Source organism: Streptomyces glomeratus (assembly GCF_021462825.1).
Classification (GTDB): domain Bacteria; phylum Actinomycetota; class Actinomycetes; order Streptomycetales; family Streptomycetaceae; genus Streptomyces; species Streptomyces glomeratus.
In genome coordinates, this window is the sequence record NZ_JAKEEB010000021.1 from 23,598 (window position 1) to 49,966 (window position 26,369).

At 67.6% G+C, this 26,369-nt stretch carries 9 protein-coding genes and 1 pseudogene; all 10 read right to left on the reverse strand.

The genetic code is table 11. The features are described from left to right. Window positions 1-70 precede the first annotated feature (70 nt). Window positions 71-1,432, reverse strand: a pseudogene (locus LZ604_RS36310) (zinc-ribbon domain-containing protein); the annotation flags it as partial. A gap of 311 nt (window positions 1,433-1,743) precedes the next feature. Beyond that, on the reverse strand, window positions 1,744-2,340 hold the full coding sequence (locus LZ604_RS22930; RefSeq protein ID WP_234517317.1) for a hypothetical protein: 597 nt from the start codon (window positions 2,338-2,340) through the stop codon (window positions 1,744-1,746). Window positions 2,341-2,975: 635 nt separating this feature from the next. Then, a complete protein-coding gene (locus LZ604_RS22935; protein ID WP_234517318.1) occupies window positions 2,976-4,070 on the reverse strand; it encodes a PD-(D/E)XK nuclease family protein in 1,095 nt (364 codons plus the stop codon). 285 nt (window positions 4,071-4,355) lie between these two features. Continuing rightward, window positions 4,356-6,455, reverse strand: coding sequence for a GmrSD restriction endonuclease domain-containing protein (locus LZ604_RS22940; protein ID WP_234517319.1), 2,100 nt, complete (start codon window positions 6,453-6,455; stop codon window positions 4,356-4,358). A 71-nt stretch (window positions 6,456-6,526) separates the two neighbouring features. Beyond that, window positions 6,527-8,665 carry a UvrD-helicase domain-containing protein gene (locus LZ604_RS22945; protein WP_234517320.1) on the reverse strand — a complete coding sequence of 713 codons (2,139 nt, stop codon included), beginning with the start codon at window positions 8,663-8,665 and terminating at the stop codon, window positions 6,527-6,529. After that, window positions 8,665-15,264 carry a DEAD/DEAH box helicase gene (locus LZ604_RS35785; protein ID WP_267971700.1) on the reverse strand — a complete coding sequence of 2,200 codons (6,600 nt, stop codon included), beginning with the start codon at window positions 15,262-15,264 and terminating at the stop codon, window positions 8,665-8,667. The genes LZ604_RS22945 and LZ604_RS35785 overlap by 1 nt, the downstream gene beginning before the upstream one ends. A gap of 9 nt (window positions 15,265-15,273) precedes the next feature. Beyond that, window positions 15,274-20,190: an Eco57I restriction-modification methylase domain-containing protein gene (locus tag LZ604_RS22960; RefSeq protein WP_234517321.1), complete on the reverse strand. Its 4,917-nt coding sequence runs from the start codon at window positions 20,188-20,190 to the stop codon at window positions 15,274-15,276. Beyond that, entirely contained in the window at window positions 20,187-23,114 is a 2,928-nt protein-coding gene (locus LZ604_RS22965; RefSeq protein ID WP_234517322.1) for a DEAD/DEAH box helicase, read from the reverse strand. The genes LZ604_RS22960 and LZ604_RS22965 overlap by 4 nt, the downstream gene beginning before the upstream one ends. 130 nt (window positions 23,115-23,244) lie before the next feature. Then, window positions 23,245-24,357, reverse strand: coding sequence for a serine/threonine-protein kinase (locus tag LZ604_RS22970; RefSeq protein WP_234517323.1), 1,113 nt, complete (start codon window positions 24,355-24,357; stop codon window positions 23,245-23,247). Window positions 24,358-24,761: 404 nt separating this feature from the next. Beyond that, window positions 24,762-26,357: an HsdM family class I SAM-dependent methyltransferase gene (locus LZ604_RS22975; protein ID WP_234517324.1), complete on the reverse strand. Its 1,596-nt coding sequence runs from the start codon at window positions 26,355-26,357 to the stop codon at window positions 24,762-24,764. Window positions 26,358-26,369 lie beyond the last annotated feature (12 nt).

A 26,369-nucleotide genomic window follows, 5' to 3' on the forward strand; every position in this document is an offset into this window, starting at 1 on the left:
ATCGGCGGCCCGCTCCGGCCCGAAGGTACACCGGGCGAGGGCGGGACACCCGAGAAAGGCGGCAGTGGGGGCAGCCTGAGCGCAATGGGCCGGTCCGGGCAGAGCAGGAGGTGGTCCACACGTGCAGAGAATTTCGACGGCAGCGCCAGGCGACGTTGCGGCTGCTGGACACGGTGACCTGCCACGATGTGAGGCCGTCGTTGAGACTCGGATCGAGTTCGGCAGCAACATCCGGGGCGCGGGCCGCTAGCGCGTAGGTAACCGAGACCAGATGGCCGGCGCAGTAAGGGCACCCCGTGCCAAGGGGGGTGCGGGCAGACGGCGCGGCTTGCCATCGGTGGTCCGGGCCTGCGGGACACGCCCACCAGACTTTGGCGCGTGACCGGCCGGAGACCTTGCCGGGGGTCAGCGGAGCATTGCGCTCCAGGTCGAACTGGGCATCGACGTCGGGATACAGGGATAGACGGTGGGTGACTGACGCCCGTCGGCCAGCGCAGAAGGGACAGCCGTTACCTGTGGCCGTGCGGTGCACCACAGGTGAAGACCAGGCATGATCGGGACCCTCCGGACAACGCCAGGTGACGACCTGGCGCGTCCCGGCGAGGACTTCCTCGGGCGTCAGTCCATCGTTGAGTGCCGGATCGAGTTCGGCGGCAAGCTCGGGGTGGCGCGCGGCCAGACTGTTGGTGACCGACAACTGGTACCCGGAACAGCAGGGGCAGCCCGTTGGATTCGATGCGCTGGTCCGAGCACAGACGGCGGCCTGCCACCGGTGGTCCGGGCCAGCGGAGCAATGCCACCACACCACGCGCTTGGAGCCGTAAGAGACCTGCCTGGGATCAACACCCTCGTTGCGGTCGACGTCGAACTCCGCCGCCACCTGCGGGTGCGTTACCGCCAGCGAACGTGACATGGGATCGAGCCGATTGCCAGAACACCACGGACAACCCGCAGGCCGCGGCTTCGTCTTCGTGCGGGTGTGCACCGCCGCCTGCCACACATGCGCAGGATCGGCAGCGCAGCGCCACCACACGCGTGTGTGACTGCCCGGCAGCACTTCCTCCGCCCGCAACCCATCGTTGAGCCTGCCATCGAGCTCCGTCGCGACAGCCGGGTGCAGCACGGCAAGGTTACGGCCGGCGCTCGGCCGCTTCCCGGCGCAATACGGACAACCATGCCCCAGCACGCCCCGGTTGTATGGAGACGCCTCCCACCGGTGATCCGCGCCCCGCGGGCACACCCATGCCACTTTCCCCCGGCGCCGCAACGACACGAGATGTGCCGGGCCCGCCTCCTCAGCCGGCTCCGCCGCAAGCTCCGGACGGTCCGCCACCGTCTCATCCACCCTGTGCCCCCTCCTCCGTTTGCGAGGAAGGCAGCATGGCGTACGCCACTGACAACGACCGCCGCGCTGGCTCCCGTACACGATCACTGTCTACGGGGTCACCAACCTTGCGCCGGAGAGGGCCCTCTGTTGCGAAACGATCACTGCCATCCGGCAAGAGCGGAGCAGAGCTCGTCACCGAGCAGGCACAACGACTCGCACGGCTGTGCGCCGGGCACCGCAGACCTGTCCGCATCGTCAGCGGCTGGCATCGGCAGGACATCAGTGCAGCCATCGCGAAGTGGATCCTGCGCAACACCGGACTTTAGAAAGAGCTGCGTTGCGATGCGGCCCGGACCTCCGTCATGGCAGAGGCAATCCCGAGGCGATTCACAGCCAGGCGCCCGAAGGCCAGGGGGTCACACCCATGCCTGACCGGCGAGGACCTGGCTGAGTAGGGGCCTGTCTATTTCCAGTGCCTCAGCGACCTGGTGCTGCCCGACAGCCGTGGCGGTGCTCGAGGCGGCGATAAGCCCCTCGGTCAACAACTGCCGTAGGGCCACGCCGATGTGTTGCTGAGCGTCTTGGAGGGGGACTGCGTCGTCCGGCCAATCTTCTCGTAGCTTACTGAGATTGTGGCTGGCGGCCTGGACTACCGCGGATGGGTAGTTGTCGACTTGCTCGAGGACGTAGTTGCACTCGTCCCGTTCGATCAGGACGTAGAAGGCGCCGGTGTAGGCACTCACGCGGACATGGGCGACGCCGAATGTCCAGGCCCGTTCGCCCGGTTCGCTGAGCATGTCGTCGGCGAGCCAGAGGTTGAAGCAGTCGGTGGCCCACCACTCGTTGGGCGCGATCATGACCCGGTCTTCTCCCGGGTACCGCACGACGACGGCGAGAGCGCCGTCTTCTTTGGTCGTACCGCGGCCGTAGACGGTGTCACCCCACTTCTCCACCGGCTCCCAGATGACGTCCTCTACGGAAAGGTCCGCGACATACCAGTCGGGATCGTCCACCGGTGGCCCCCTGCCCCCTTGCCGTTGGGAAGTGGTGTGCCGTAACCCTGTCCGGCCTCAGGCGGAGGATACACCCGGTCCACCGTGGCCGGTCCGGGACGCAAGGCGGTGCAGGCATGGGCTCGGGGCGCATGCCAAAAGTTGGTGGAGGCCTCGCGGCGCGGGTGGCGGCGACGAATGGGACGACTTTCCCGTGGCACACCGTTCTTGCCCTGGCCAGCCTCGTACCCCTTTTCTATGTCCGGTCATAGGTCGAAGAGGCTGTCTGGGCTCGTCCTCCGAGAACGCCACCCAGACCAACCACGTCGCCAACGAGGCCGTCGACAAGGCGCGCGACGGCATCCCAGGTCTCGTCGTCGCGACCCAGCTCGTCCAGTCCATAGTCATGGCATTGCTGCCGGGCTCCTGACAGGCGCATCTCCGGCCGCCGCAAGCTGGCCTGGGCCCTCGACCCCCGCGCCAGCTCACCGACTCCCCCAGCGACAGCGAGTACACCCTCGGCTGGGACCCCCACTGGTGGAACCGCTACCCCGGGTCCCCGGCCAAAGTCCGCGGAGTCGACGAGACCGGACAGCGACCTTCCAGTGCCAGCGGGGGCCGTCATAACGACGGCCGTGATCCGCCCTCGCCCGGCCTCAGTCGCGAACCGCGGTGTCGATCAGGCCGCTGAGCTCCCTCCATGATGCGAGCAACTGATCGAGGACGCCTTCGGTGAGGCGTTCGACGAGATTCCCGCCGCCGGGTGGCGGAGCGAGTTCGGCGTACTGCAGGTAGAGCCATTTGTTCGCCCAGGCCTTGCCCGAGAGCGGGCTGAGAGTGGCGTACACGGCTTGATCGGGAACGAATACGCCGACAAAGGGCCGAAGTTCGGTCTTGAAGACGTCGATGGCCGGCTGGGGCTCACCCGCCTTGCGTAGACGATAGCCAAACCCGACACCAGCCCTTAGCCTGCCGTCCGCACTGAGCCAGTCCCGCCGTGCCAGGACCGCTGCCTGCTCCGGGTAAGGCGGCCTGCCCGGATACCTTTCCGATTGATACGCGTACGTCTCCTGCCGAACCACCACCTCGGCGCCCAACTGCGCCGCGACCTGCTCCAGGCGGCCTGGCAGAGCCTTCGTCAGGCTTTCCAGGACCCGTGCAGAGGCTGCTTCGGCTTCCTTCATGGCCATTCCGTGCGTCAGCCACAGACGTGCCGCATCATCGTCCAGCGCACTCATCCGATTCATCCTTTGCAGCGTCGCTAGGTAGTCACGGGCTGCAGTCCGCGCTGTGTGACCGTGGGCGCTGCCAAGGTGCGGCGCGCCGTGCAGGGATGCTCCCAGGTCGTCGGCGAACTGGCTCAAGGTCATCGGATGGAATCGCTTCGAGAGAGGACGACTGCCGTGCAGCGTGAGGAACACGAACACCGGTGTCACCTCGTGGGCGTAGCCGTCGGCCAGCCGCTCTGTTTGGTGGACTCCTTCCATCGCGTGCACTTTAAGTTCGATGACCAGGGTGCACGCCTCGGTTCTGATCACAATGTCTGCCCGGGTGCCGGTCGGCTGCTCCACTTCCTGTAGAACCTCCGCCTCGGCCAGTGCCTGCGCCGGCAGATCCCCGTGCCCGGCCCGCTTCAGCATGGAGGTGAGCAGCCGTTCTCCGAGCTGGTGGGGCTGCGAAGGGTCGAGGAGCCAAGCGATCATTTTCTGATGGTGTCGCTCGAGATCCGCAAGCCCGAGGACCTCCAACACGGTTGCCCTCCCCGGCCCGCCCAGCCCCGCATTCTCGAGCCTGCGTAGTTCCCTCGTAAGCCAATCCCGATTGGAATCGCTTCCCATAGCCCCCATGTCCCCTCTTGACGTCTGAACAAGGTTCTCGGCTATACAGGTCACGCCGCAGCGAGACGGGCTTTCGGCCAAGCTCTCGCTGATGCTCACATCAGGTAGGTGCATCCGGTGGTCGGTTCGTGGTCGCCGGCCAGGCCAGCGCTGGCATGGTTCTCCTGGCAAGCCCCGCCAGGCCTGAGCCGGCTTCCTTCAGCTCTCTTCGGAGAGCGAAGCGCGCAGGGCGTCCAGGGGGACTTGGCCCTCTGGTGTATCCGCCAGCCAAAACGTCCAGCCATTGGCTCCAGCACCGACTGCGTTGGCGGCTCCGGAGGGCGTGTCGTGGGCTTGGCCGTCGATGATGATGCGTCCCTGGTCGTCGACAACAGCGGTCTGGTCGTAGTCCTCCCAGGCGGGAGTGAGGACGGTGCCTTCGTTGATCAAGCCGGCGTCCAACAGCTCCGACAGCTTGACTCTGCGGGAGGGGACTGCGCTTGTAGAGCGTTGCGTGGGCACGGTTGCCGTCACCTGGTACACGGGGCGGTAGGCGGCGTTTTCCAGCTGCAAGAAGGCGTCCCGAATGACCTGCGCCATGAGGGTGCGGCGGGCGGAGAGGAAGGATTCGAACCCCATCGATGACCAGTCCTCCGGCAAGGCGTGCAGGTAGAGCTGGCGAGCCAGGGCCTCGGGGGGAATCCTTTTAGCGGCCAACTGCTGAGGCCAGTAGTCCGTTGGCGCCTGGTCGGAGATGGCGATGTTGTCGGTCCATTCCAGCAGTGCCATGTTGGCGATCTGGTTGATGCGCGCGGTGTGGGTGATGCCGAGGGCCTTTTGCAGGTACTTGCGGGGGAAGAGGTGGTGGCGTTCGACGCCCTTGCGGGCGAGGATGGCCGGGTCGAGTCGGGTGCGCACCTTGGTGGTGGACAGCAGGACGTCTGCGTCCAGGATGTTCAAAGCCGCGATGTAGGCGAGCAGGGCAGGGGACTTCGCGGCGGAGCTGTTGAGCGCGTTGGGCAGCGTGATGCTCCAGAAGTCGGAGGTGAGGGTCTCCCGGACCACCCGGTCCAGGGCCGTGGTGAAACCGCGCGTGTCGCCGGGCTTCAAGTCCCGCAGCAGGGCCAGATCCTGCTCCATCTGGGTTTCCACGGAACCGGAGTAGCGGCCCGTGAGCTGTGCCATGAAGAACCAGCGCGCGATGGTCGACCGCAGCTGGTCGATGGGGACGGCGTAGTGGACGCGGCCGATGAGCCAGAGCGCGTAGCTGTAGAGGAGCGTGTTCTGACTGGAGATCATCTTCTCGCCGCGGAAGCCGGCGTGCTCCAGGCAGAGGAAGAACTCGTGCCAGTGTTTGAGGTCGAGGACGTGTTCTTGTGCTTGCTGCAACCGTGCGAAGCGTTCTTCGCGCCGTGCCGGGGACAGTTTGCCGGTGGTGTCGCGGCCTCGTAGGGCGGCATACACCTGCTTGAGTACCGCGGAGTCTAGGCCGACGGCGGCGACCACGCGCAGCAGTTGGGGTGGCTTGGGCTTGATGTACCAGTTGAAGGGTGACGCGGCGTGGAGGGAGGGGAGCCGTGACGCGCGGCAGAAGTCCTCCAGCGCGCGGCGGCCCTCGTCCCAGAACACGGAGGTGAGCGTGAGGATGAAGTCTGCCTGGTCGAGCTTGACGCCCTCGCTGTTGATCCGGACGAAGATCTCGGCGACTTGTTCTTCGTCGATGTCGGACGAGAGCACGACTCCTTTGAAGGGGTAGCTCTCAAGGTCGTGAAGGTGGTCGAGGGCGTCCTGGATCTGGTCTTCTTCCGCCTCGAGAAGGGGGCGCTTGCTGTTCAGGCGGGCGAGGAAGTCACGGATGACCTTGCGGCGGCCCGTGGCGCTGTCCCACAGGACGCTGATGTCGGGGAGGTATTCGGGGTCCTTCTCGATCGCCGCATCGGTGACGGCGAAGGTGGCGTCGGCGGGGCGGAAGGCGAGGCGGATACGGGTGGAGCGGTAGTCCTCCCTCAGGACCGGGGTTCCGGTCATGACTGCGAAGAGTGAGGTGAGGCGCTGCTGGCCGTCGACGATGAGCCGGCGAGCGGCCTCGGGTTTGTTTCCTTCGCCGATCTGCCGGGCGCCGGCTTCGACTCCGGTCTCCCAGAAGAGCAGGTAGCCGACCGGGAATCCCTTGTACATGGAGTCGAACAGTTCCCGCGCCTTGGCCGGCTCCCATACGTAGGGTCGTTGCAGGTCGGGTAGAGCGATTTCGCCGCGTCGGATGTCGGTGATCAGGTCGGCCACCTGGTGGGTGGTGTCTTTGAACAGCACGGTGGCCATCGGCAGGGCCTCCTTTGGCGCGGCAAGGACGGGGGCTGCGGAGCGGGTTGTTTTGCGGTTTGCCGTGGGGTTCAGTCGGCCACGGCGAGGAACGGGCTGGGCTGGCCGGTCCAGGTGATGGCGAGTTGTTCGCGGGCGCGGGTGGCGGAGACGAACAGCAGGGAGCGCTCACGCTGGAGGTCACGGGCGTACTGCAGGCGGTCCTCGTCCTTGTCGATGACGGCGTTGGGTTGGGGGACGTGATCGGTGCTGACACCGACGATGGCCACGGCCCGGTACTCCAGGCCCTTGATGCGGTGCATGGTCAGGACGTGGACGCCTGCGTCGGCCGCGGGGGCCTGCCGGGACTGGACGCGTACCGCGCGGATGCCTGCGTGGGCCAAGGCCTGGGCGGCGGCCTCGGCAAGGGCGTTGGTGCGGGCCACCACGGCGATTTCGTGGTCCTGGATGTCCTCCTGCTTCCAGCCCTCGATGCGCGCGGCGAGGGCCTGGAGTTCGGCGGTCTGCGTCGGGTGACCGGCGAGCTCGGGGGTGGCTCCCTGCAGGACGGAGCGGTAGCCGCCGAGGTCCTCGGTACCGTCGTCGAGGTTGTCGAAGTCCTCACCGCCGAGAAGCCGCAGCGAGGCGGCGAGGATCTGGCGGGTGGTGCGGTAGTTGAGGGTGAGACGCTTGGAGCGGCCGACGACGTCGATGCCGTGGCTGCGCAGCGAGGTCTTGTTGTCGTAGATGCGCTGGTGCGCGTCTCCGACGATGAACAGGTCGTCTTCGCTGGCCGGGACGAGGGCGCGCAGCAGTTTCCAGTGTGCCGGGTGGAGGTCTTGGGCTTCGTCGACGACGATGTGCCGGTAGGGGCGGGCGTCGTCGTTCCAGCCGGAGGCTATCCGGGCGGCCTGGGCGGCGAGTTGGGTGATGCCGACGGCCTTGTCGCGGTCCAGGCGGCGCTCGAACTCCTCGATGAGGCTCCACACCTGGGCGCGTTGGATCCGGTTGAGGCGTCGGCCGCGTCCGGCCCTGCTGGCGGTGAAGTACTGGTCGCGGCTGCGGACGTCCTGGGCCAAGACCACCTGCTTCCACTCGGCGTCCAGGAACCGGCCGTCCCAGCCGAGCTCGTCGTGTTCGTCTGCGAGTTCCTCCCAGCGTTTGCGGATGTCGGCGTCGTTGAGGGTGTGGAAGCTCTTGGCGCCAAAGGCGTCCTTGACCGTGCCGTAGGCGACCTTGTCGATGTTGCGGACGTCGACCCGGGCGGTGAGCTGGGTGCCGCCGAGGTCCTCCAGGAGGGAGCGCAGGAGGTCGGCGAGGGTGGTGGTGTAGGTGGTGAGCAGGATGGCCTGGCCGGGGGGCAGTCGGTCGGCGAGGGCCTTCACGCGGTGGAGGGCGACGACGGTCTTGCCGGTTCCGGGGCCTCCGGTGACGCGTACGGGGCCCTTGTAGGGGGCCTTGCGTTCGGCGAGGGCGCGCTGTGCGGGGTGCAGGAAGACGCGCCAGGCGGACAGCGGTTCGGTCATGATGCGGCTGAGGGCGGCGACGTCGCCGGTAACGACGAAGGCCTCCTTGGTGGCGGGGCGTTCGTTGGCGGCCTCGTAGTCCTGCGTGTCGACCTCGTCCGGGGTGGCGGCGGGGGCGCTGATCTGCTCCCAGACCTTCTGCACGCTCCAGCCGTCGGCGAGGCACAGGATGACGTCGCGGGCGAGTTTGGGCAGGTGCTCGACGAAGCCGAGGATTGCCTCTTCGCTGTGGATCTCGCGCAGGGCCGGGATGATGGCCGGGTTGACGCCGAGTTTGTCGAAGTCGGCGTCGGAGACGTCGGCGAAGACGGAGGGCGTCTGTTCCGCTGCCGTGGGGGCGGGTTGGCCGCTGAGGGTGCCAGTGAGGCTGCCGAGGTTGATCACCTCGATGCCGCCGGTGACCTTGTTGATGTCGAAGATGATATTGGAGGCGAGGTCGTAGGCCTCGTCGTGGGGCTTGACCGCCACGAGGTAGTAGATCTTCTGCGAGTGGTGCATCAGCACGGCTCGGTAGTTGTCGTTGACCCGTGCGGTGCGCACCCGCGCGTCCTTGGCGCCCTTCGGGGGCTTGAGGTTGAGCCCCTTGGTGTCCTTGTTCTGCTGCATCTTCATGATGAACTGCAGCACCAGAGGCTGGACCGATCCGTCGAGCGCGTCGTAGGACTTGCCGAAGGTGTCCGCCATGATCACTGTTGCCCCGGACATCAGCATCTCTCCAAACGCTCGCTCAACTCATCCGCTGTCACGCTCTGCGCGTGCGCCACGTGCCATCCTGCCGCCGTGAAGGCGGCGTCGCGGTGCGCATCTTCGTCGACGAAGACCGCCACCTTGCAGTCGGGCCAGGCCAGTTCGGCCTGGAAGGTTCCGTCGTCCCACTCGTAGCCGACTTCCGGTATGTCGATGCAGTGCCGGTGCGCCTTCTTGGCGAGGTCGGCCAGCAGTTCCTGCACATGGGGCGAGGCGTACTCCATGGCCTGGGCCCATGCTTCCGGCAGCTTCTCGGCAGCGCCTGCGGTGGTGGGCAGTGCCCCGGCGAAGAGGGCGACTGTGTGGGGGTCGACCTGGTCGGCGGTGGAGAGGGCGACCTGCTGGAAGAAGCGCGGCAATTCGTCGACGCCGCTGGGGGAGAGTAGTTGCAGCAGGTTGGACCAGCGCAGCCAGTCCGCCCACCGGGCGCGGTGGTCCGGATCGGTGAGGGCGTCGGCACGGTCGTCCAGCACGGTGAACGCTGACCAGGCATGCATGCTGGGCCGCTTGATCGTTGGTTCGGGGCGGTAATCGAGGAAGCCGACGATGCGCAGTCCGCCGGTGGTGCGGACGTCGATCGCGCCGGCGTCTCCAGCCGTCTGGGTGGGCAGTGGGGTCGCGCCGGTCAGGATCCCGGGCAGCAGTTCGCCCAGCTGCGCCCGAGTGACCGGTTGTCGCGAGGCCGTCGCGTAACCGGCCAGCAGCGCTGCCGCGCGCCGTGACCACCGGGAGGGTGTGGGGTCGGCGAGGAAGGCCAGCAGAGTTTCTAGGGGATTGCGCAGTGCGGGCTCGAGTATGTCGTCGGCGCCGGTCGCTCCGAGCACCTGCTGGTGCACCTTCTGGGCTGTGGTGAGCAGCGTGTTGCCGACCAGGGGCGTGGATGCGGCTTGGGCTTGGCGTCCGGGGGCGGCTTTGTCGACCGCTTCGGTCCATGCCTTGACGTCTTCCCAGGTGAACTGCCACACGTACGTGCCCTCGGCGCGCAGCGCGGTCCGCTTGGCCGCATCGTCTGCGATCCGGTTGATGTGCGTGCTGGCGTGGTAGGCATACCCGTCCAGGAAGACAGCGATGCGGGTGGCCGGCCCGTCGGTGCGGGTGAGTAGGTAGTCGGGTTCGCTGGGCTCGGTGGTGTGCTGCCGGACGTGGTCCTGCAGCAGCCAGCGGGTCGTGGCGCCCTCGGGCCCGGTGAAACGCAGCTCGTACTCCAGGCCCCGCTCCCCCGCCCGCGGTGTCACGGAGCCGCACTCCTCGGGCCGGCTGCCCCATTTGACGAGGGTGCGCACGAACTGTGCCTCCAGCTCGCTGTCGGCGAGCTGGTCGATACGCACACCGGACAGGGTGTCGACGCGGTCGGTGGCCCACTCCTGCAGCAGTTCCTCCAGCAGTTCCTTGGCAACCCGCAGGGAGACGTGCGGGTGTTCGCTGCTGGAGGCGTGCGGCAGCAGGCAGCGGTGGCAGGGCGTGCGCTGCCCCTCCTTTTGGCAGGGACAGTCACGCAGCGCGGCGTAGGCGAGGGTAAGCACGCGGTGCAGCACGGCCGGGTCGGCGAGGTGCTCGAGATAGCCAGTGCCGCCGGGCATGGAGTCGTGCAGCACCAAAAACCGGCGGCGCAGGTCCTCGGTACCGGAGGGCATGGAGTCCTCGACGATCCGGATGTGGTCGGGTGCTCCGCCGAAGTGCTGGGTGATGCCCAGCAGCAGGGCGGCTTTGAAGGAGGCGAGCTTGGTGTCCAGGTCCATGGCGGAGAACGGCAGCAGGATGCGCAGTGCCTGGGTGGTCAGCTCATGGGCCAGCACCAGGCGGACCACCGGTTCGGCCGTGATGCCGTCGTCCCGGTGACTGCACCAGCCGCTGTGGCGTGTACCGATCCGCTCGGCGACGGGGTCCCAGGCCTGGGGATGCGCGCCGCGTACGGCGCCGCACTCCGGGCAGGTCTCGAAGCCGGGGACCTGTTCTTCGTTGCCCGCGATGGTGTGCTCGGGTCCGGAGCTGGTGGCGGGGCCGAGGTTGAGCGTGCGGATGGTGGCGACGCGGGCGAACTCCACGCCGAAGGGCACGCTTCCCCTGCGTCGCCAGGCACGCAGGCCCTGCGGCTGGTCCGGGTCGATGTCCACCAGGGTGACCGTGGTGAAGCGGCGCTGCTCGCGCTCGTCGCGTTCGTCGGTGAGCCGGGCGTCCTCGCGCCGCTCACGGGCGGTGACACGCTCGGGGACGAGGACGTGGTGGACCGCGCCGGGGTCGGCGATCCGCGGGGTGCGGCATCGCGGGCAGGCGGTCACGGCCAGGCCGGTCTCCTCGGTGGCGACGAAGCCGCATTCCGGGCACAGCCGCCACTGAGCGTAAGCGGTCTGGCCCTCGCCGGCGGACGAGCCGAGGTCGAGGCCGTTGACGATGTACTTGTAGCCGTCGGTGTGGAAGAAGTTGCCGGGAGCCAGCTCGGCGAGGGCCAGCCGGGCGCCACGCCCGTACTCGGTCAGCTGCTCCTTGAACTCGCCGTCGCTGTCCCTCCACCACAACGTGGCGTCCAACAACGTGGCGTCGTCGTGCAGGGTGTAGTTGGGCAGCAGACCAAGACGAACCATCGCGTTGATGGAGTTCTCGGCGATCAGCGCATCGCGGCGCCTGCGCACCGACGTCTGCTCGGCGTACAGCTGGCGGCGCTGCGCATCACGGTTGGCATCCCCCGTGGCGGTGGCGAGTTCGTCGAAGGCCCGGCCGATATGCCGCAGCCGGGCGGCCAGGGCGTCCACGCGCTTGCGCCAGGCGGTTGCGGCGGTGGCGACGGCCTGTTCCAGCCCGCTGGCGGCGAAGACCTCAACCCCCTGCTTCGCCACCGGCGTCATGGCGGGGAAGAGCGAGGTGAAGGCATCGGCGAGTTCAGCGTGCCGGGCCTGGGCGACGTCCAGGAAGCGGCGGAACCAGCCGTCCTCCGCGAGACCGCGTCGGAACAGTTCCCCGATCCGGGGCGGCATGGGCCGCTCGGGGATGGCGGTTGCGTGCCACAGGCTGCGGTCGGCGGCCCGGTCCAGTAGGAAGGCCAGGTACTGGCGGTGCAGGATCTCGGAGGCGTCCAGGTAGCAGTCGGGCGGAATGATCCGCCCGGCCAGCATCTGCTCGGGGGCGTGCAGGTAGTACTGGTTGCGGGCGCCGCGCGGCACGAAGGTGACGGCGAGCGAGTTGCCGGTGCGGCGGCCGGCCCGGCCGATGCGCTGCGCGTAGTTCGCGGGCGCGGGCGGCAGGGAGGCCAGCAGGACCGAGGACAGGTCGCCGATGTCGATACCGAGTTCCAGGGTGGGCGTGCAGGTGAGCACGTTCGGGTCGAAGGCGGAGGCCCGGTGTTTGAACGCCTGCTCGACCTCCTCGCGGCGTGTGCGGGTGAGCGCCCCGGTGTGCTCAGCCGTGAGCACGTCGCCCGGCCGGTCGACCGAATACAGGTGCCGGTAGTAGTCCTGGGTGTAGTCGCGGTCGTCGGGCACGAAACGTCCGCTGCACTGGAAACGCAGGCAGGGCGTGCTCAGCCAATCGGCCTGACGGCCAGGCGGTACGGTCTGCCGCCAGGTGCAGGTGTCGCAGCGCACCCCGCAGGCGTTGACGCCCGGGCTCCCGGTGCTGGTGGCGGTTGCCTCATCGGTGAGGCTGTGGATGAGGACGTGACGGGGCCGCAGCGCATAGACGGTGGCCCCGCCGTCGGCCGGGTAGGTGGCCAGCACCTCACGCTGAGCCAGGAGCTTCATCGCCGCAGCGACGACGGCTCGCGCTTCCTTGCGGTCGCAGCCGAGCACCCGATGCCCCCAGTCGGCGAACCAGGTGCCGTCGCGGTTGAGGGAGTCGAAATCGGTCCGTCCGGTCTTCCCCGAGATCGCGAAGGTGGGTGCCGCCAGGCCGCGCGGGAAGGCCGGCATGCCGACCGGACGGCCGCCCCAGATCGGCCAACGCCGAGCGCCCGCCTGCTCGATGTACGTGCTCAGCCACGGGTGGTACAGGGCGCCGCGCAGCCGCAGCCGCTCCAGCAAGCCGCGTACGAGGACCAGGTAATCGGCGTCGTCGGCGGGCAGGGTGATCTGCCCTGGCAGGCGCTGGTGCATTTCCCGCAGCAGGGCGCACAGCGTCTCGGGTTCAGGCAGGTACACCTCCGCGGCGGCGGTGCGGGTCAACTCCATGGTGCGGCCCAGACGGGACCGCAGGCCGAACTCCAGGAGCGTTTGGAAGACCATCCGGCCGTGCAACATCTCCTCCCCCGCCTCGCTGAAGCTGTCGGAGCCGTCGAGGAGGGTGCGGATCTCCGGGTTGTCGCGCAGGTCCGGCGGCACGATGGAGGCCAGTTGCGCCCTCTCGCCCTGCCCTGCGGCCTTGACCACGGCATCGGCGGCGTCGGCGGCCAAATCGTGCACGGCGACGGGCGCACCAGGCTTGAGCTGCGCGGTGAGTAGACCGCGGAAAGTGAAGCCGAAGCTGCGGTTGGCGATGAATGCGGCCCGGTGGGTGGCGTCCTGCACCGAGTCGGTGAAGACCAGCAGCTTGCGCTCGTCGCCGGCAAGGCCCCGATCGGAGAACAGCTGGGTAGTGGTCACGGACGCCAACGTGGCGGTGCCCGCACCCAGGAACCGCATACCGTCGTCCAGCCCGCACGACGGGCAACGGTCACCAGTCCCGGCCGGCAGGGGGCCGAGCGGGGTGATGACGGGGACGGTCTCGTCGGTGGGGACGGTGCGCAGCGCCTGGTCCTCCGCATGGAGGTGGACCACGGCCTGTTCCCCTGGCCGAGCACGCAGCATCCAGCGCACGGCCCGGTTGCCCTGGGCGGAAGCCCGGTAGATCTCCAGCGGCTTGATCTTCAGCTGCTGCCACTCCAGATCTGTGGACAGCGCAGCCCATCCCGAGCGCCCGCAGTGGCGACAGTAGACCGCGGGGAGGTGGGCCCGGTAAGCCGGCGCGACAACCCCAGACGCGCTGCCGCCCAAGGTCGCCACGTCGGCCGCGGCATCGACCTCGGCCGGCGGATAGACGGCGAGGTTCGCAGCGTTGGGCGGGGTGTCGCCGGTGGGGCCGTCGTCGTCGAACCAACGAAAGTGCGGCTCGGGCGTCGCCGCCCGGATGACACGCCGTACCTCACGCACCCACAACTGGGCGTCCACACGCAGGAACGGCATCAGCCGACCGGTATCCGCATCCAGGATGCGCGCCTCGGACACCAAGGCGAGCAGGCGGGCCAAGCCGATCGCGACCAGCGGCATATCGGCGCGGGCCGCCTCGTCCCAAGCGGCACCACCGCCACGCTTGGCGAACTCCCTGGCGATGTCCGGGACGGTGACCGGGGTCACACCAGCGACGTCCAGCAGGGCCTTGATGAGGTTGTGCTTACGCAGCGCCAGACCGAGGGCAACGGGGTCTGCATGGTCCAGGCCCACGACCAGGCGAGCCAGCTCGTCCAGCGCGGAGCGATCGTCGAGGGGGTCGGGGACGGCCGCGAGGTCCGCCGGGGCGGGGAGCGGTAGGAGGAAGTCCGGTTCGGTGACGAACTCGGTAGGGGTCTGCCGGTCCTCACCGATCAGCGCACTGTCGGGAAACGGTGTGCCGAAGACCTTCTCCGCGAACTCTAGGAGCAGTTCCCGGTCCGACTTCTCTGGACCATCCAGCGTCGCCTCGCTGGCAGACGGGCTGCCGCCGAGCGTGGCGGACGTGGCGACGGGCGTGATCGAGCCGAGGGGACGCTCGGGGCGGGCGGCTCGTGTGGCCGCACCGAGACGGCGTAGCAGCATGGCCACGTCGGTGCCCTGGGCGCCGTCATAGGTGTGGAACTCATCCAGGACGACGTACATGAGGGACTCTGTCTGCCACAGCGGGACATCCGGGATCCGCTGGAGGAGAAGGTCCAGCATCTTGTAGTTGGTGAGCAGGATGTCCGGCGGATCAGCGCGGATCGCCTCGCGGTCGGTGATCAAACGGGTGATGGACGTGTCACCGGCGAGCGTCGTGGAGCCAGCATCGCGCCCGTACGAAGCGGAGTCGCTCCCATCCTCATCAGCGGCGCGGCGACCGGAGGTGCCGCCGATGTAGATGCCGGCGGTGACGTCCTTCAGGGCGGCGTTCTCGGTGAGGAGTTCGTCGATACGCCGTGCCTGGTCATCGGCCAGAGCGTTCATCGGATAGAGGAGCAGGGCCTTGACGCCCTTCTGGCCAGCGGCGCGGGCGCGAGCGCAGTGGTCCAGGATCGGGATAAGGAACGACTCAGTCTTACCCGAGCCGGTACCCGTGGTGACGATCGTCGGCTCGGGCGTGTGGCCGCCCTTGGTCGAGAGGCGCTGCCAGGCGGTGGCCTGGTGGGTGTAGGGCTTGAAGCCCTTGGGCCACCAGTCCAGAGCCCGCTCCCAGCCCGGCGTGGCCTCGCGGAACGGCGTGCGCACGCGGAGGTAGGGGCCGCGGAAGAGGCGGCTCTCCGGCCGTTCGAGGAACGCCTCAAGCTCGTAGCGGACGTCGTCGTCGGCGAGCGCGAAACTCGTCGTCAGGTACGCGGCGAGAGCACGACGCAGATCCTCGACGGCCAAAGAGGGAAGCATGGCGGCTCGTTACCTGCTTTCCGGGACGGCGTAGGTGGGGAGCGAGTCGATGGCGAGGAGATTGCCGTGGTCTCCGTACTCGGCGGCGTATGCGGCATAGTCGCCGTACTCACCAGTCAGAAGACGCGCGGTGAAGTCCGCATGAGCGCGGGTCATCTCGGCCTCACGATTGGGTTTCACCCAGCCCTCTGGGAAGACAGGGGTGGCGTCGCCGTTGCGGGCCGCCTTGACCCACGCCTTGACGTACTCGGTCTCCTCCTTGGTCTGACGGATACCGACGTTGTGCGTCGCAGCGCCGATCTTGTGACCGTCCGGCGCAAAGAACATCTCCCACTCGTACTTACGCAGCACGGCAAACTGCGAGCGGTACATCGCGCACAACTGCTCAGCCGTTAGGCCGAGCATGACGGCGACGAGCGCATCGATCTCCACCAAGGCCATCCGGCGGTCGTGCTCTGTGCGGAGCGGCGTGGCCATCGACCAGGTCGGCTCGACGTCCTGGATCGCTGGTCGGATGGACGACGGGTTGGTCCAACGGTCCAAGAACCAGGCTGGGTCGAAAAGCTCCTCCCAGAGAGGGGCGTAATCGCGAGTTAGACAGTTCAAACGAAGCACACGTAGGAGGAGGGGCCGAGCGAGAGGGTGCTCGAGCGGCGCAGGAAAGTTTCTAACCAGCTCAACGCTGACATTGGACACCCCGGAGACCTTGACCAGATAGTCGAAAGGCAGCGAAGTCCAAATCCCACCAAGACATGATGTCTGGCGATTATCTTGGAGCGCAATGGTGTGAACAGTGTGAATATGAGTCGGGCCCGGAGGAATTATTGCCGCATGGTGAGAACGTTCGTTTTTAAGGCTCGTCATATCTCGCCACGCAATTCGGAAATATTCGTTAGCCGCCCTTCCGCCCCAATCCTTGATTGCATTCGCGAAATCTCGAGGCGAGCATGCGCGAGCATAATTTGTTCGCGGGATAACGAGTTCAGGAAGTTGCTCTAGATTCCATACGGTGTAATCCTTGTTGGACTTACAGCCAGGGTTCGGCTGCTTATAGAAGGGGCTACCGACGGTAAAATGAGGCCCCTGCAATACAACTTGATCCAAGTCAGACGGGGTGTCCGTCTGCCACTTGATCAAACCATCCTCTTTGGCCGTCTTCTCATTAAGGGCCGAGGTCCACCAAAAGGAACGGCTACCGAGCCTATGCAGGGATCGGGAAAGGACACGCAGAGCCCGGTTGTCGCCTCGCGTCAACGGCCTGAGCATTCGAGCTTGCGATGCGGGCGTTCCTTCCGCGTCCAAGAGTTCAGCCCAGTCCGAAAGTACCGGTTCGGTGACCTGGATGACCCTATCCCTATGCGGCCTCAAGTCCCAGCCACCCGAGTCAAACTGGACGCCGGGAATTTCCCCTCCCCCGGGATGAGTGATTGACTTATCCGCAGTCTCGGGATGCGACAATCGACTGATTTGTAGGTAGGAAACAGTGCGACGCCTTCCGTAGACACACAACGCAAACGGAATATTGTTGTCGATCTCCTCGAAAAGGAGAAGATTGTTCGCGAATTGAATGAATCGCCGAAGGTGCTGGTATGTTGCGCTTCGCAGCAATCCACCCTTAGGGGCATTGAAATGTGTCTCCGGGTGCAGGAGTCCGACAATCCCTTTTACGCCGAGGTTGCGCCAAGCTCGCTCCATAAAATTCATGTAGAGGTTGGTTCGCAGACCACTAAGAACAGGGTGCTCGATTGGAGACCCAAGGATTTCCGTCAAGCCAGCCCACGAGTTCAGGTCGGCGAGATATCCGAGTCGGACTGAAGGTATTGACAGCAGTGATGCACGCCGAACACTTCTGACTTTCTCGGGTGCCTTTTCGGTCAAAGAGAACCACGGATCGTGCTCGGCGAGGACAAGGTTATCTTCCCAATCGAGCCGCACCCACGGTGGGTTACCTACCTGCAAATCGAATCCACCGTGCTGGAAGATGTGGGCGAACTCCAGCTCCCAGTGGAAGAAGCCCTCTCTACGGCTGATGGCGTCCATCTCAGCCAGCCAGGGGAAGTTCACGGCAACCGTCGGCAGGTCAGCACACTGGCTGAGCAGGCGGTCGTTGTCGTCATCCACTGCGAGTTGCTCGAAGTCGCCTGTATCGGCGAAGAGGCCGAGCGTGTCGTCGTGCCCGGCTGCACCGCCGTGGCGGCCGCGTGACCTCGCCTTGGCCAGCGGGACGCCCAGCACGGCCTCGCAAAAGGCCAGCCACTCGTCCATGGTCGGCGGGTTCGGCGTACCCGGCTGGCCGACCGGCCAGAACCACAAGGCACACCAGGCATCCATGACCAACTTCAGTCGGCCGAGCGGTGATCCAGGGGCCCGCAGCGCACTTTCGATCTGTTCACGGGACACGGCGCCAGACGAGCGCGGCAGTAGCTGGTCGTCCGGGGCCTGCCAGACCTCGATGTCGCGGCGAATCTCGCGTTCGGAGACGATGAGGCGGCGGCTGGCCAGCTCCCACAGCCGCTCAACGCGGGTGGCAAGCGCCAGCAGCCGCTTGGTCTGGGCGGTAGAGGGCGTCTTGGTCACCTCCTTGCGCCAGTCTGCAAGCTTGTCGCGCTCCTCCTTGGCAAGTTCCTTGGCCTGCTTAGTGTCGGCAACCGCGCCCCAGCCCTTGGCCGGCAGCAGGAAGTGGTGGATGTCCTGGCCCGCCTGGAACGCGCCGTCCTCGGCGCCGGGCCGCAACGGTCGGTCGGTCGGGACGGTGGTCAGCCATGCCTTCCCCTTCAGCGCGGCGGCGTCAAACACCGCTCGCCGCGCGCCGATCAACGAGTTGCCGCGCCGCAGGTGCATACCGAACCAGGGCGCCTTTAGGCCTTCGTGCATGGCATTGAGCCATAGTGAGACCTCGGCGAGTTCCACGGCGGTCTGGTTGAGGTCGACGCCGTAGCAGTTGTGTAGGGCCAGGTAGGCCTTGGTCTTCTGCAGTTCCACCTCATACCGGTCGGGCGGCAGTTGCTCGCCGACCTCGGCCATGCGCCGTCGAAGGTATTCCGTGGCAAGTTGGTAGATCGCTTCGTTGAGGAACGCGCCCGAGCCCAGGGCGGGCTCGCACACCGTCAGGTCGAGGATCTCGCGAGCTGTGGTGGTCTTGCCGTCTTGGTCGAGGAGTTCGGCCAGGGCATGCTTGACTGTGCTGCGAGTGAGGACTTCCGGCGTGTAGTACGAGGCCGAACGCTGGCGTTCGCGGCCCGACAGGCGGAAGACAAATGAGCCCTTCTTGTGTAGGACCCGCTTACTCACGCCTGTTAGCTCGTCTTGGCGCTTGACGAAGACCGCTTCGTCGTAGTTGTCGGCGTCCTTCACCGGCACGACCCAGGTGCCGGCCAGCCCGTCGGAGTCCGGCTTGGCGACCTCGTACAGGTCCTCGGCGGCGAAGAAGCCCGTGTAGGACATCAGCCCCTCATACACCGCGCCGAGCTGGTTGATGCCGAGCTGTGCGTAGGAGATGAAGCCCTTGCCGGTGGCACCGCCTGCCTTCGACCCATTCTTCTTGCCCTGGGTCAGCATGAGGAGGTTGAGCACCCGCCAGAGAACTTCGTTGCGCAGCCGGGTGTCGATCGGCTCACCGTCGATGTGGACCGAGCCAATCAGAGGGGTCGCGTCGGCCTTGAACAGGTCGCTGCGCAACGCCTCGAAGCGGAGCCCGTCCACGTCCGAGACGGTCTTGGCTGGGGCGGTCTCCTCCAGGGCGCGGTGGCCCTGGTCGACGAGATGGAAAAGCAGATCCAACGACTCATAGAAGTGGAAGCCGTCGCGGGACTCCTCGGGGAGGTCGTAGGAGACCAGCTCTCCCAGCCGCGCCAGTCCGTAGCCGTCCTGGTAGGCGTCGTCCTTGGACGGGAGGATGCCTAGTTCCGGGCGGGCTTCTGCGTAGAGGAGGAAGAGGATGCGGTACAGGTAACGCAGCGACTCTCGCGAGAGCCGGGTCGCAAGCTCGTTGCCATCGCCCAACTCTGCCGGGTCTGCCCCCTGCTCTGTGATACGGGCGAGGATCTCCTCGGCGATCAGCTCGATCGAACGCCGCAAGCCCTCGCGCAGTTCCTTGGACACGCCGACGGCGTGCTTGCGGCCCTTGTCCACCAGGCCGTCCAGGAAGCCGGCCACGCCGCCCTCCGTCAGCAGCGACTCGGCGCCGAACAGGGCGGACACGGCCTCCAGTTCCTCGCCGTCGGCGGAGAGGTTACGGTCCAGGGCCTCGTCCACACTGACGGCGAGGAACCGGCCTTCGTGCCAGGCGGTACGGTCGGCGAGCAGCAGCGAGCCGCCCGCCAGCAGCAGCACGAAACGGGGGGCGTAGGCGTCCTCGCAGCCGAAGAGGAAGGTGACGGCGTCGGCGGCGCCGGTGAGCTGTTGCTTGCCATCGAGGGCGATCGCATCGAGCAGGAGGGCGCCGCCGTCCTCGGGGTCGGCGACGAGGAGTTCGGCGTCTGTGCTCCAGGTGACGTCGAGGGCGACCAGTTCGGTGCCACCGGGGCCGGTCATCGCGAAGGAGACCGGGACCTCGCGGGCCTTGTCGGCGTGGATGACCTCGAAGACCGTGCGGTGCAGGCGCGTGTGGGCGCCCTCCTGCGGCTCTGACTCCTGCGTCTGCGACGTGCCACGGGTGATGTAGGCGAGCGCGGCCAGCAGGCGGTCGTTGAGGGCGCGCAGTTCAGCGCTGTCGGCGGTTTCGGACTCGGTGATGCGGACCTTGGCCTTGAAGTACTCCCGGCCCAGGCCCTTCACGCCGGACCGGGACGACGGTGCCCCGGCCCGGTCGGCAGCGGCCCAGCGCTTGCGCAGGTCGGCGAGGTCCCTGGTGAACAACTCGGCGAGGTAGTGGGCGGAGATGTACTCACCGCGGTTGATGATCGCTTCGAATGCCACGGTGTTCACGCGCCCTTCTGCTCGGTGCCGGCGGCCGGGACCAGGACCCCGATCAGCCGGACCATGGATTCGCCTTGAGTGGCCAGCTGCTCGATGAGCTGCTCGACCTCTATCGCCGTCTTCTGTACGCGTTGTTCGGCGTGGCGCCGACGGACGCCGGTCGCCTGCTCGTACGTCGACTCGCTCGCGATGCGCCAGGCCGTCAGCCGCTTCTCGTACTCGTCCAGCTGCTCGACCAGCGGTTCCTCCTGCACGGCCTGCAGCTGCGCCATGTGCGCGCGCATCGCCTGGACCGCGGCCGGGACGAGTGCCTGGAGGGCGGTGAGGTCGCCGGTGAAGGGCCTGTTGAGCATCTTCGGCTTGACTCCGGCCCGCTCCAAGACGCCGACCAGGTCGTCGTCAAAGCGGGGCGTTCCGGTGTCCAGGCCAGTCACGCAGGACCAGGCCAGCACGGTGGGGTGGCCTTTGGCGTTGGAGTACATGCCCTGCATCAGGAAGACGGGCTGGGTGACCTGCGCGGTGATGACGGGTGCGGTGTTGCGGGCGAGGCGGACGAGGACCTTGTCGGTGAGCCACTCCACGACCGGGTGCTGGTCGGTGAGGTAGCTGACGTCCGGCCAGCCGGAGGTTTCGGTGCGTTCCTGCTTGGTGATGGCGCCCTTGTTCCGGTTGCCGCTGAGTTCGCGGGCCCGGTCCAGGCGCTGCTGGGCGAAGCCCGCATCGAAGGTGAGGCGGAGCTGTTCGAGGACGCCGCGCTCGTCGAGGTAGGACTTGGGCAGCACGAGCAGGCGGCGCTGCAGTTCCCGGTCGGGGGTGAAGACGAGCATCTCGGGGTGGTCGGGATCCCAGCGCTTGTCGATCTTCTGTTCGGGGTTGCCGTAGACCTCGGCGAGCGCCTCCTCGACGAAAGCGCGTGTGGAGGCGAACAGCTGCGGCACCCGGTAGTCCTCGGCGTCGCCGGCTGGGGTGTGCTCGGCCATAAACAGCTCGAACGGGTCGGACGTCTCATCCGGCAGCACGGTGTCGAAGGAGGCCCCCGATGCGAGGCCCTCCATGATGGCGGTCCTCTCAGCCTCCTCGTCGCGCAGGCCGAGGATAGAGGCGGCCTCGCCGAGGGTGCGGTGGACCTCGTCCTCCCGCTCCAGCAGCCGCTTGGAGACCTTGCGGTCCGCCGACGGGTCGTCGGGGTTCTCGTTCTGCAGGAGCAGAAGCAGGGCCCGGATCTCCGGGGAGTGCTGTTGCCCGTAGCGGTCGATGCGGCCGTTGCGCTGCTCGATGGTGATCAGCGACCAGGGAAGGTCGTAGTGGATCATCTGGTGGCACTGGCGGTGCAGGTTGACGCCCTCTGCGGCGATGTCGCCGGTGAGCAGGACCCGCAGTTCGCTGCCGGCGAGGGAGAAGTCCTTGACGATGCGCTGCTGCTCGTCGTCGGAGAGTCCGCCGTGCAGCTGGCGGACGGCGCCGGTGAGTTTGGTGCCCTGGGTGAAGCCGAGGGCGGCCGGCAGGGCGTCCTGGAGCATCCGCAGGGTGGCGCGGCGCTCCGAGAAGATCACGACGCGGGTGTCCGAGTGCGGGCCGACCCGAATGGTGTTCTTCAGCTCGTTGACCAGCTGCTGGAACTTGCTGGCCTGCTCCACCTTGACCTCGGCGGCCAGCTTCCCCAGCGTGACGAGCGCGGCCCGCTCACGGGCGCGCTCCTGAGGGTTCCTGCTGCCGTCGATGGAGTCGATCCGGTTTTGCACGGTCTCGGCGAGTGCCTCGTGGGAGGAGAGGAACGCTTTCAGTAGCGTGTACGGGAACAGCCGGGCGCCCTTGCCGGTCACCGGGGCGGGTTGCCCGTTCTGCGGGTTGATCCACACGTTGTACAGCTCGTCGAAGACGTGCTGCTCGGCGGCCGAGGCCGTGCACTCGATGGACATCGGCTTCTTGCGGGTGGCCCATTTGTGGCCGATCTCCGCGGAGACGTCCGGGGACATCTTGTGCCGGCGGATGTAGAGGTGCTCCAGCTGCTTCTCGTCGTAGTCGCTGGTGTCGGGGATGGCGGTGGGGTCCAGCAGGCTCAGCAGCTCACCGAAGGACGCCCGGTCGCCGTTGTGCGGGGTGGCGCTGGCGAGGATGAGGGCGTCGGTTTTGGGGGCGAGGAGCTGGGCGAGGCGGTTGTTCTTGGTCCCGGTGTTGATGAGCTTGTGGGACTCGTCGATGACCACGGCGTCCCAGTTCACCTGCATGAGGTGGCTGCGCCAGCGGTCGGAGCGGAGTGTGTCGATCGAGATGATCGCGCGCTTGTAGTAGGAGAAGGGGTTGCGGCCGGCCGGGATGCGCTGCTTGATCTGTTCGATGCCTGCGGAGTCCAGGCGCACCAGGGGGATCGCGAAGCGGGTCCACAGTTCGTGCTGGAACTGCTCCAGAATGTGCTTGGGCGTGACGACCAGGATGCGCTCGCCGCGGCCGCGGCGGATCAGCTCGGACAGCAGCAGGCCGACTTCCAGGGTCTTGCCCAAGCCGACCGCGTCGGCGATCAGCAGCCGGGGGCGCAGGCCCCGCAGTGCGGCCTTGGCGGGCTCACGCTGGTAGGTGAGGTCGTCGACGAGGTGGGTGCCGACGGTGGCGAGGCGCTGCTCGGACAGCGGCAGCGGGGTTTTGCGGATGAGTGCGTCGATGAAGAGCCGGGAGCGGCGGCACTCAGGCGAGTCGTCGACCCGCAGTTCGGTGTCTTCGGGGCGCAGTGGGGTGACCTGGTCGAGGTCGGGGTGGGCGAAGAACACCGCGCGCTGGTCACGGACCAGGGGGGAGGTGCCGCGCACATCGAGGCGGGTTCCGTCCTTGGCTGTCTCGGAGACCTCGACGATCAGCCAGTCCTCGTCCCTGGCTCTGACCTGCATGCCGGGTGCGAACTTTGCAGCGCCTGCCGCGCCCTCTACGGCGGTGGTCACCGGCGATCTCCTTGATGTTGCGGGGTTCGATGGTCAGCGTGGCCGTTTCGGCTTGCGTGGCTGTCGCGGCGTGGGAGGTTTTGGCGGTTTGGGTGGCCTGGGCCGTTTGATTGCGGATGCCTTCACTCGCTCAGCCTCCGTAGTCACCACGTCGCTTGTTAATCCGGCCCCGCCAGCGTTCGCTCCAGGGGTCGTCCTGCTGCGGCGGTATCGGAGGATCCGCCGCAGGTGTCTGTGCCAGAGGCCGGCGTTCCGGCTTTCTGGGTGCGGATGGCGCGGGCATCGACGGGGTGGCGGGTGGCGGATCCAGCGGGGCCGCCTGCCGCTCCAGGACGCCGGTGAGGAACGCTTTCGGCAGCGGTGGGTAGGCCTGGCTGCCCGTGGGCATGCCCTCTTCCAGCAGCCGCTCCATCGCCTCCTCGAGGACGTCGTGGGCGGTCGGCCGGTCCTCGGCCTCGTAGGCCAAGGTGTGGGCGACCAGGTCATACAGGCGTCCTCGCGGCATCCCGGTGAGGTCTGGGGCGACGTCCAGGGTCCGCTGGGCGACCACCTGGGCGTGGAAGGGGGGATGTCCGGTCATCGCGTGGACCAGGGTCGCCCCGAGGCTGTAGACGTCGGCGGCCTCGCTGGCCTTGCGTGAGTCTTTTGCCTGTTCGGGGGCCATGTAGGCGAGCGTGCCGAGGGCTGCGTCGGCGGTGGTCAGTCCGGTTGCGCCTCCGACGTGCGAGATACCGAAGTCGATGACCCGCACTCCGTGGCCCGCGACCAGCACGTTGCCGGGCTTGAGGTCGCGATGCAGCAGCCGGACGGAGTGGATGTGCATCAGGGCGTCGGCGAGGCCCGCCGCGAGCCACCACGCTCCCAGCTCGCTGACCGTTCCGTGCTCCTCGATCAGGCTGAGCAGCGAGGGGGCGTGAACGTACTCGGTGGCGATCCAGGGCTGCTCCGCTTTCCAGTCGGCATCGACCAGGGCTGCGGTGTGAAAGCCGCCGACGCGGCGGATCGCCTCGAGTTCCTGGGCGAAGCGGGTGCGGAAATACGGGTCGTCGGCGAGCCCGGCCTTGATGACCTTCACGGCGACGGGACGCGTCGAACGGTAACCGAGGTAGACGACCCCCATCGCCCCCTGGCCGAGCCTGCCGGTCAGTCGGAAGCCGGCGATGCTGCGTGGATCGGCTTCCCTGAGCGGTTCCAGCACTTTCAGCCCCGTCCCCCGGCGTCTGCGGCTCTGCAGCCCTGCCATCTGCGTGCATAGTGAATCGATGGCGAGGGTACCAACAGTTTCAAGCCGTTCTCCCCGCCTCCCCCCAACTCTGCACGCACATTCTTCACATCGACAGGGTCGGGCAACCAGGTGTCGGTGGTGGCACAGCGTCGACACGACAGACACCCCCCTCACGACGACCCGCTCGCGCACCGCTCCCCTCCCTCTACTGCCGCCGTTGAGCCCTGTGCCGCAAGAAAAACCGCTGCGAATCCGCCTGCCGTTGTCAGCCCGGAGGGGCCGCTTCGGGCGGTAGCAGGACCCCGCTGGTGAGGGACTGGGTGAGCAAGCCGTCGGCTTCCTCGGTCAGCTCCACGACCTCGCGTGCCAGGGCCCGCAGCGTGTGCAGGTGACGGAACGCCAGGCCGTACCTGCGTTGCTCGTCAAGCGGCAGCAGGGGGACCCGCAGGCGCCGAGGGTCGATATGCAGCGACGTGGAGCCGGTGGTGGCGCTGTTGACGTTGTCCTCGGCCGACAGGAAGCCCGCGAGGAACCAGGGATCGAGGCGTTCGGGATCGGGCCGGATCAGGTGGATGTGCAGGCCGAGTAGGCATCCCGCGTGCTCGTCGTCGGCGACGCGGGCGGGGCCGCCTTGGGGGGCGCGGATGCCCGGGATCAGAACGTCTCCCGCCTCGATCGGTCGCCAGATCGCGTCCGGTGAGGGTGCTCAGGCCCGCCTGCCCCGGTGGGAGGGGGGTGTCTTGGGAGCCGCGTGCTGCGGGCACGGCGCGGTGCACGGTCAGTGCGCCGCCCCGTGCGAGGTCGGAGACCGTCACCGTGCGCCAGGAACGGGATTCCTCATCGGCCGTCGTCCACGCGGTGTGAGCGCCGGCTTCGGCCAGGGCGAGGGCGCTCTCCTTCAAGCGGTCCTCGAGATGACGTGCGTTCTTGGCCACCGCAGCTGGGTCGGCGCTGGGCGGGGTGACCCGGACCTGGCGGGTGGGGGTGATGTCGACGAGGTCGTCGAGGAGTTCGACGACGGGCACGGCGCACGCCGTGCCGGGCTGGTCGGTGAAGTGCGCCGGGCCCGCGTCGAACGCCTGCCAGTGATCCAGCACAGCCGTGCTCAGCGCGGACCAGTCCAGTGGAGCCCTTCCGCCCCGCGACCGGGTGGCGAGGTTCGCGGAGCCGTGCAGGGTGGATGGGTCGTGCGGACGCGGCTCGGCAGTGGCGTCGATGAACAGGACGGTCTGCCGGTCACCGCCGCCCGGCTGGGGGCGCTGCAGGATCCACAGGTGCAGTCCGATGTGCAACGGTGTCGCCGCTCCCGGCGGCAGCGAGACGACGGCGCGCAGTGCGCCACTGCGCAGCAGCTCGGCGCGCACGCGGCGGCCGGAGGCGCGGGAGGCGGTGGCGGGCGGCAGCAGCATCACCGCGAAGGCCGCCGGGGTCAGATGGGACAAGGCGTGCTGGGCCCAGGCGAGTTCGGATTCCGCACGGGGCGGCAGGCCGTAGGCCCAGCGTGGGTCGTAGGCGAGTTCGTCGTGGCCCCAGTCGCGGTCCGCATACGGCGGGTTGCACAGCACCGCGTCCGCGGTCAGGTCCGCGAAGGCGTCCGCGCGCAGGGTGTCGCCGACCCGTACCGCGACGTGTGCTTCGGGAGCGGCAAGGCGCAACCGTACGGCGGTGCGTTGGGCCTGGACCGGCAGCAAGTCTTGGGCGAACAGGCCGGTGGCGCCGTGCCGGGCGGCTGCGGCGAGCAAGCTGCCGCTGCCGCACGCGGGATCCAACACCCGGGCGGGGTAGGGGCGTCGGGGTGCGGGGTGAGCAAGCGGGCCATCAGGTCGGCCAGTTGCTCGGGGGGTTTGGTAGGCGCCGCTGGCGGCGCTGTCCTCCAGTTCCCGCTCGGCCAGGACGTCGAGCGCCGCCTGTCCGCTTTCGTCGCGCACGCAGTGCAGCAGCGCGCGGAGCACGGGAGCGTCGGCCGGGGTGTAGGTGACCGTGTCCGCGCCCGGAACGGTGTCGGCGAGTTCGGCCACCGCGTCGTGGCA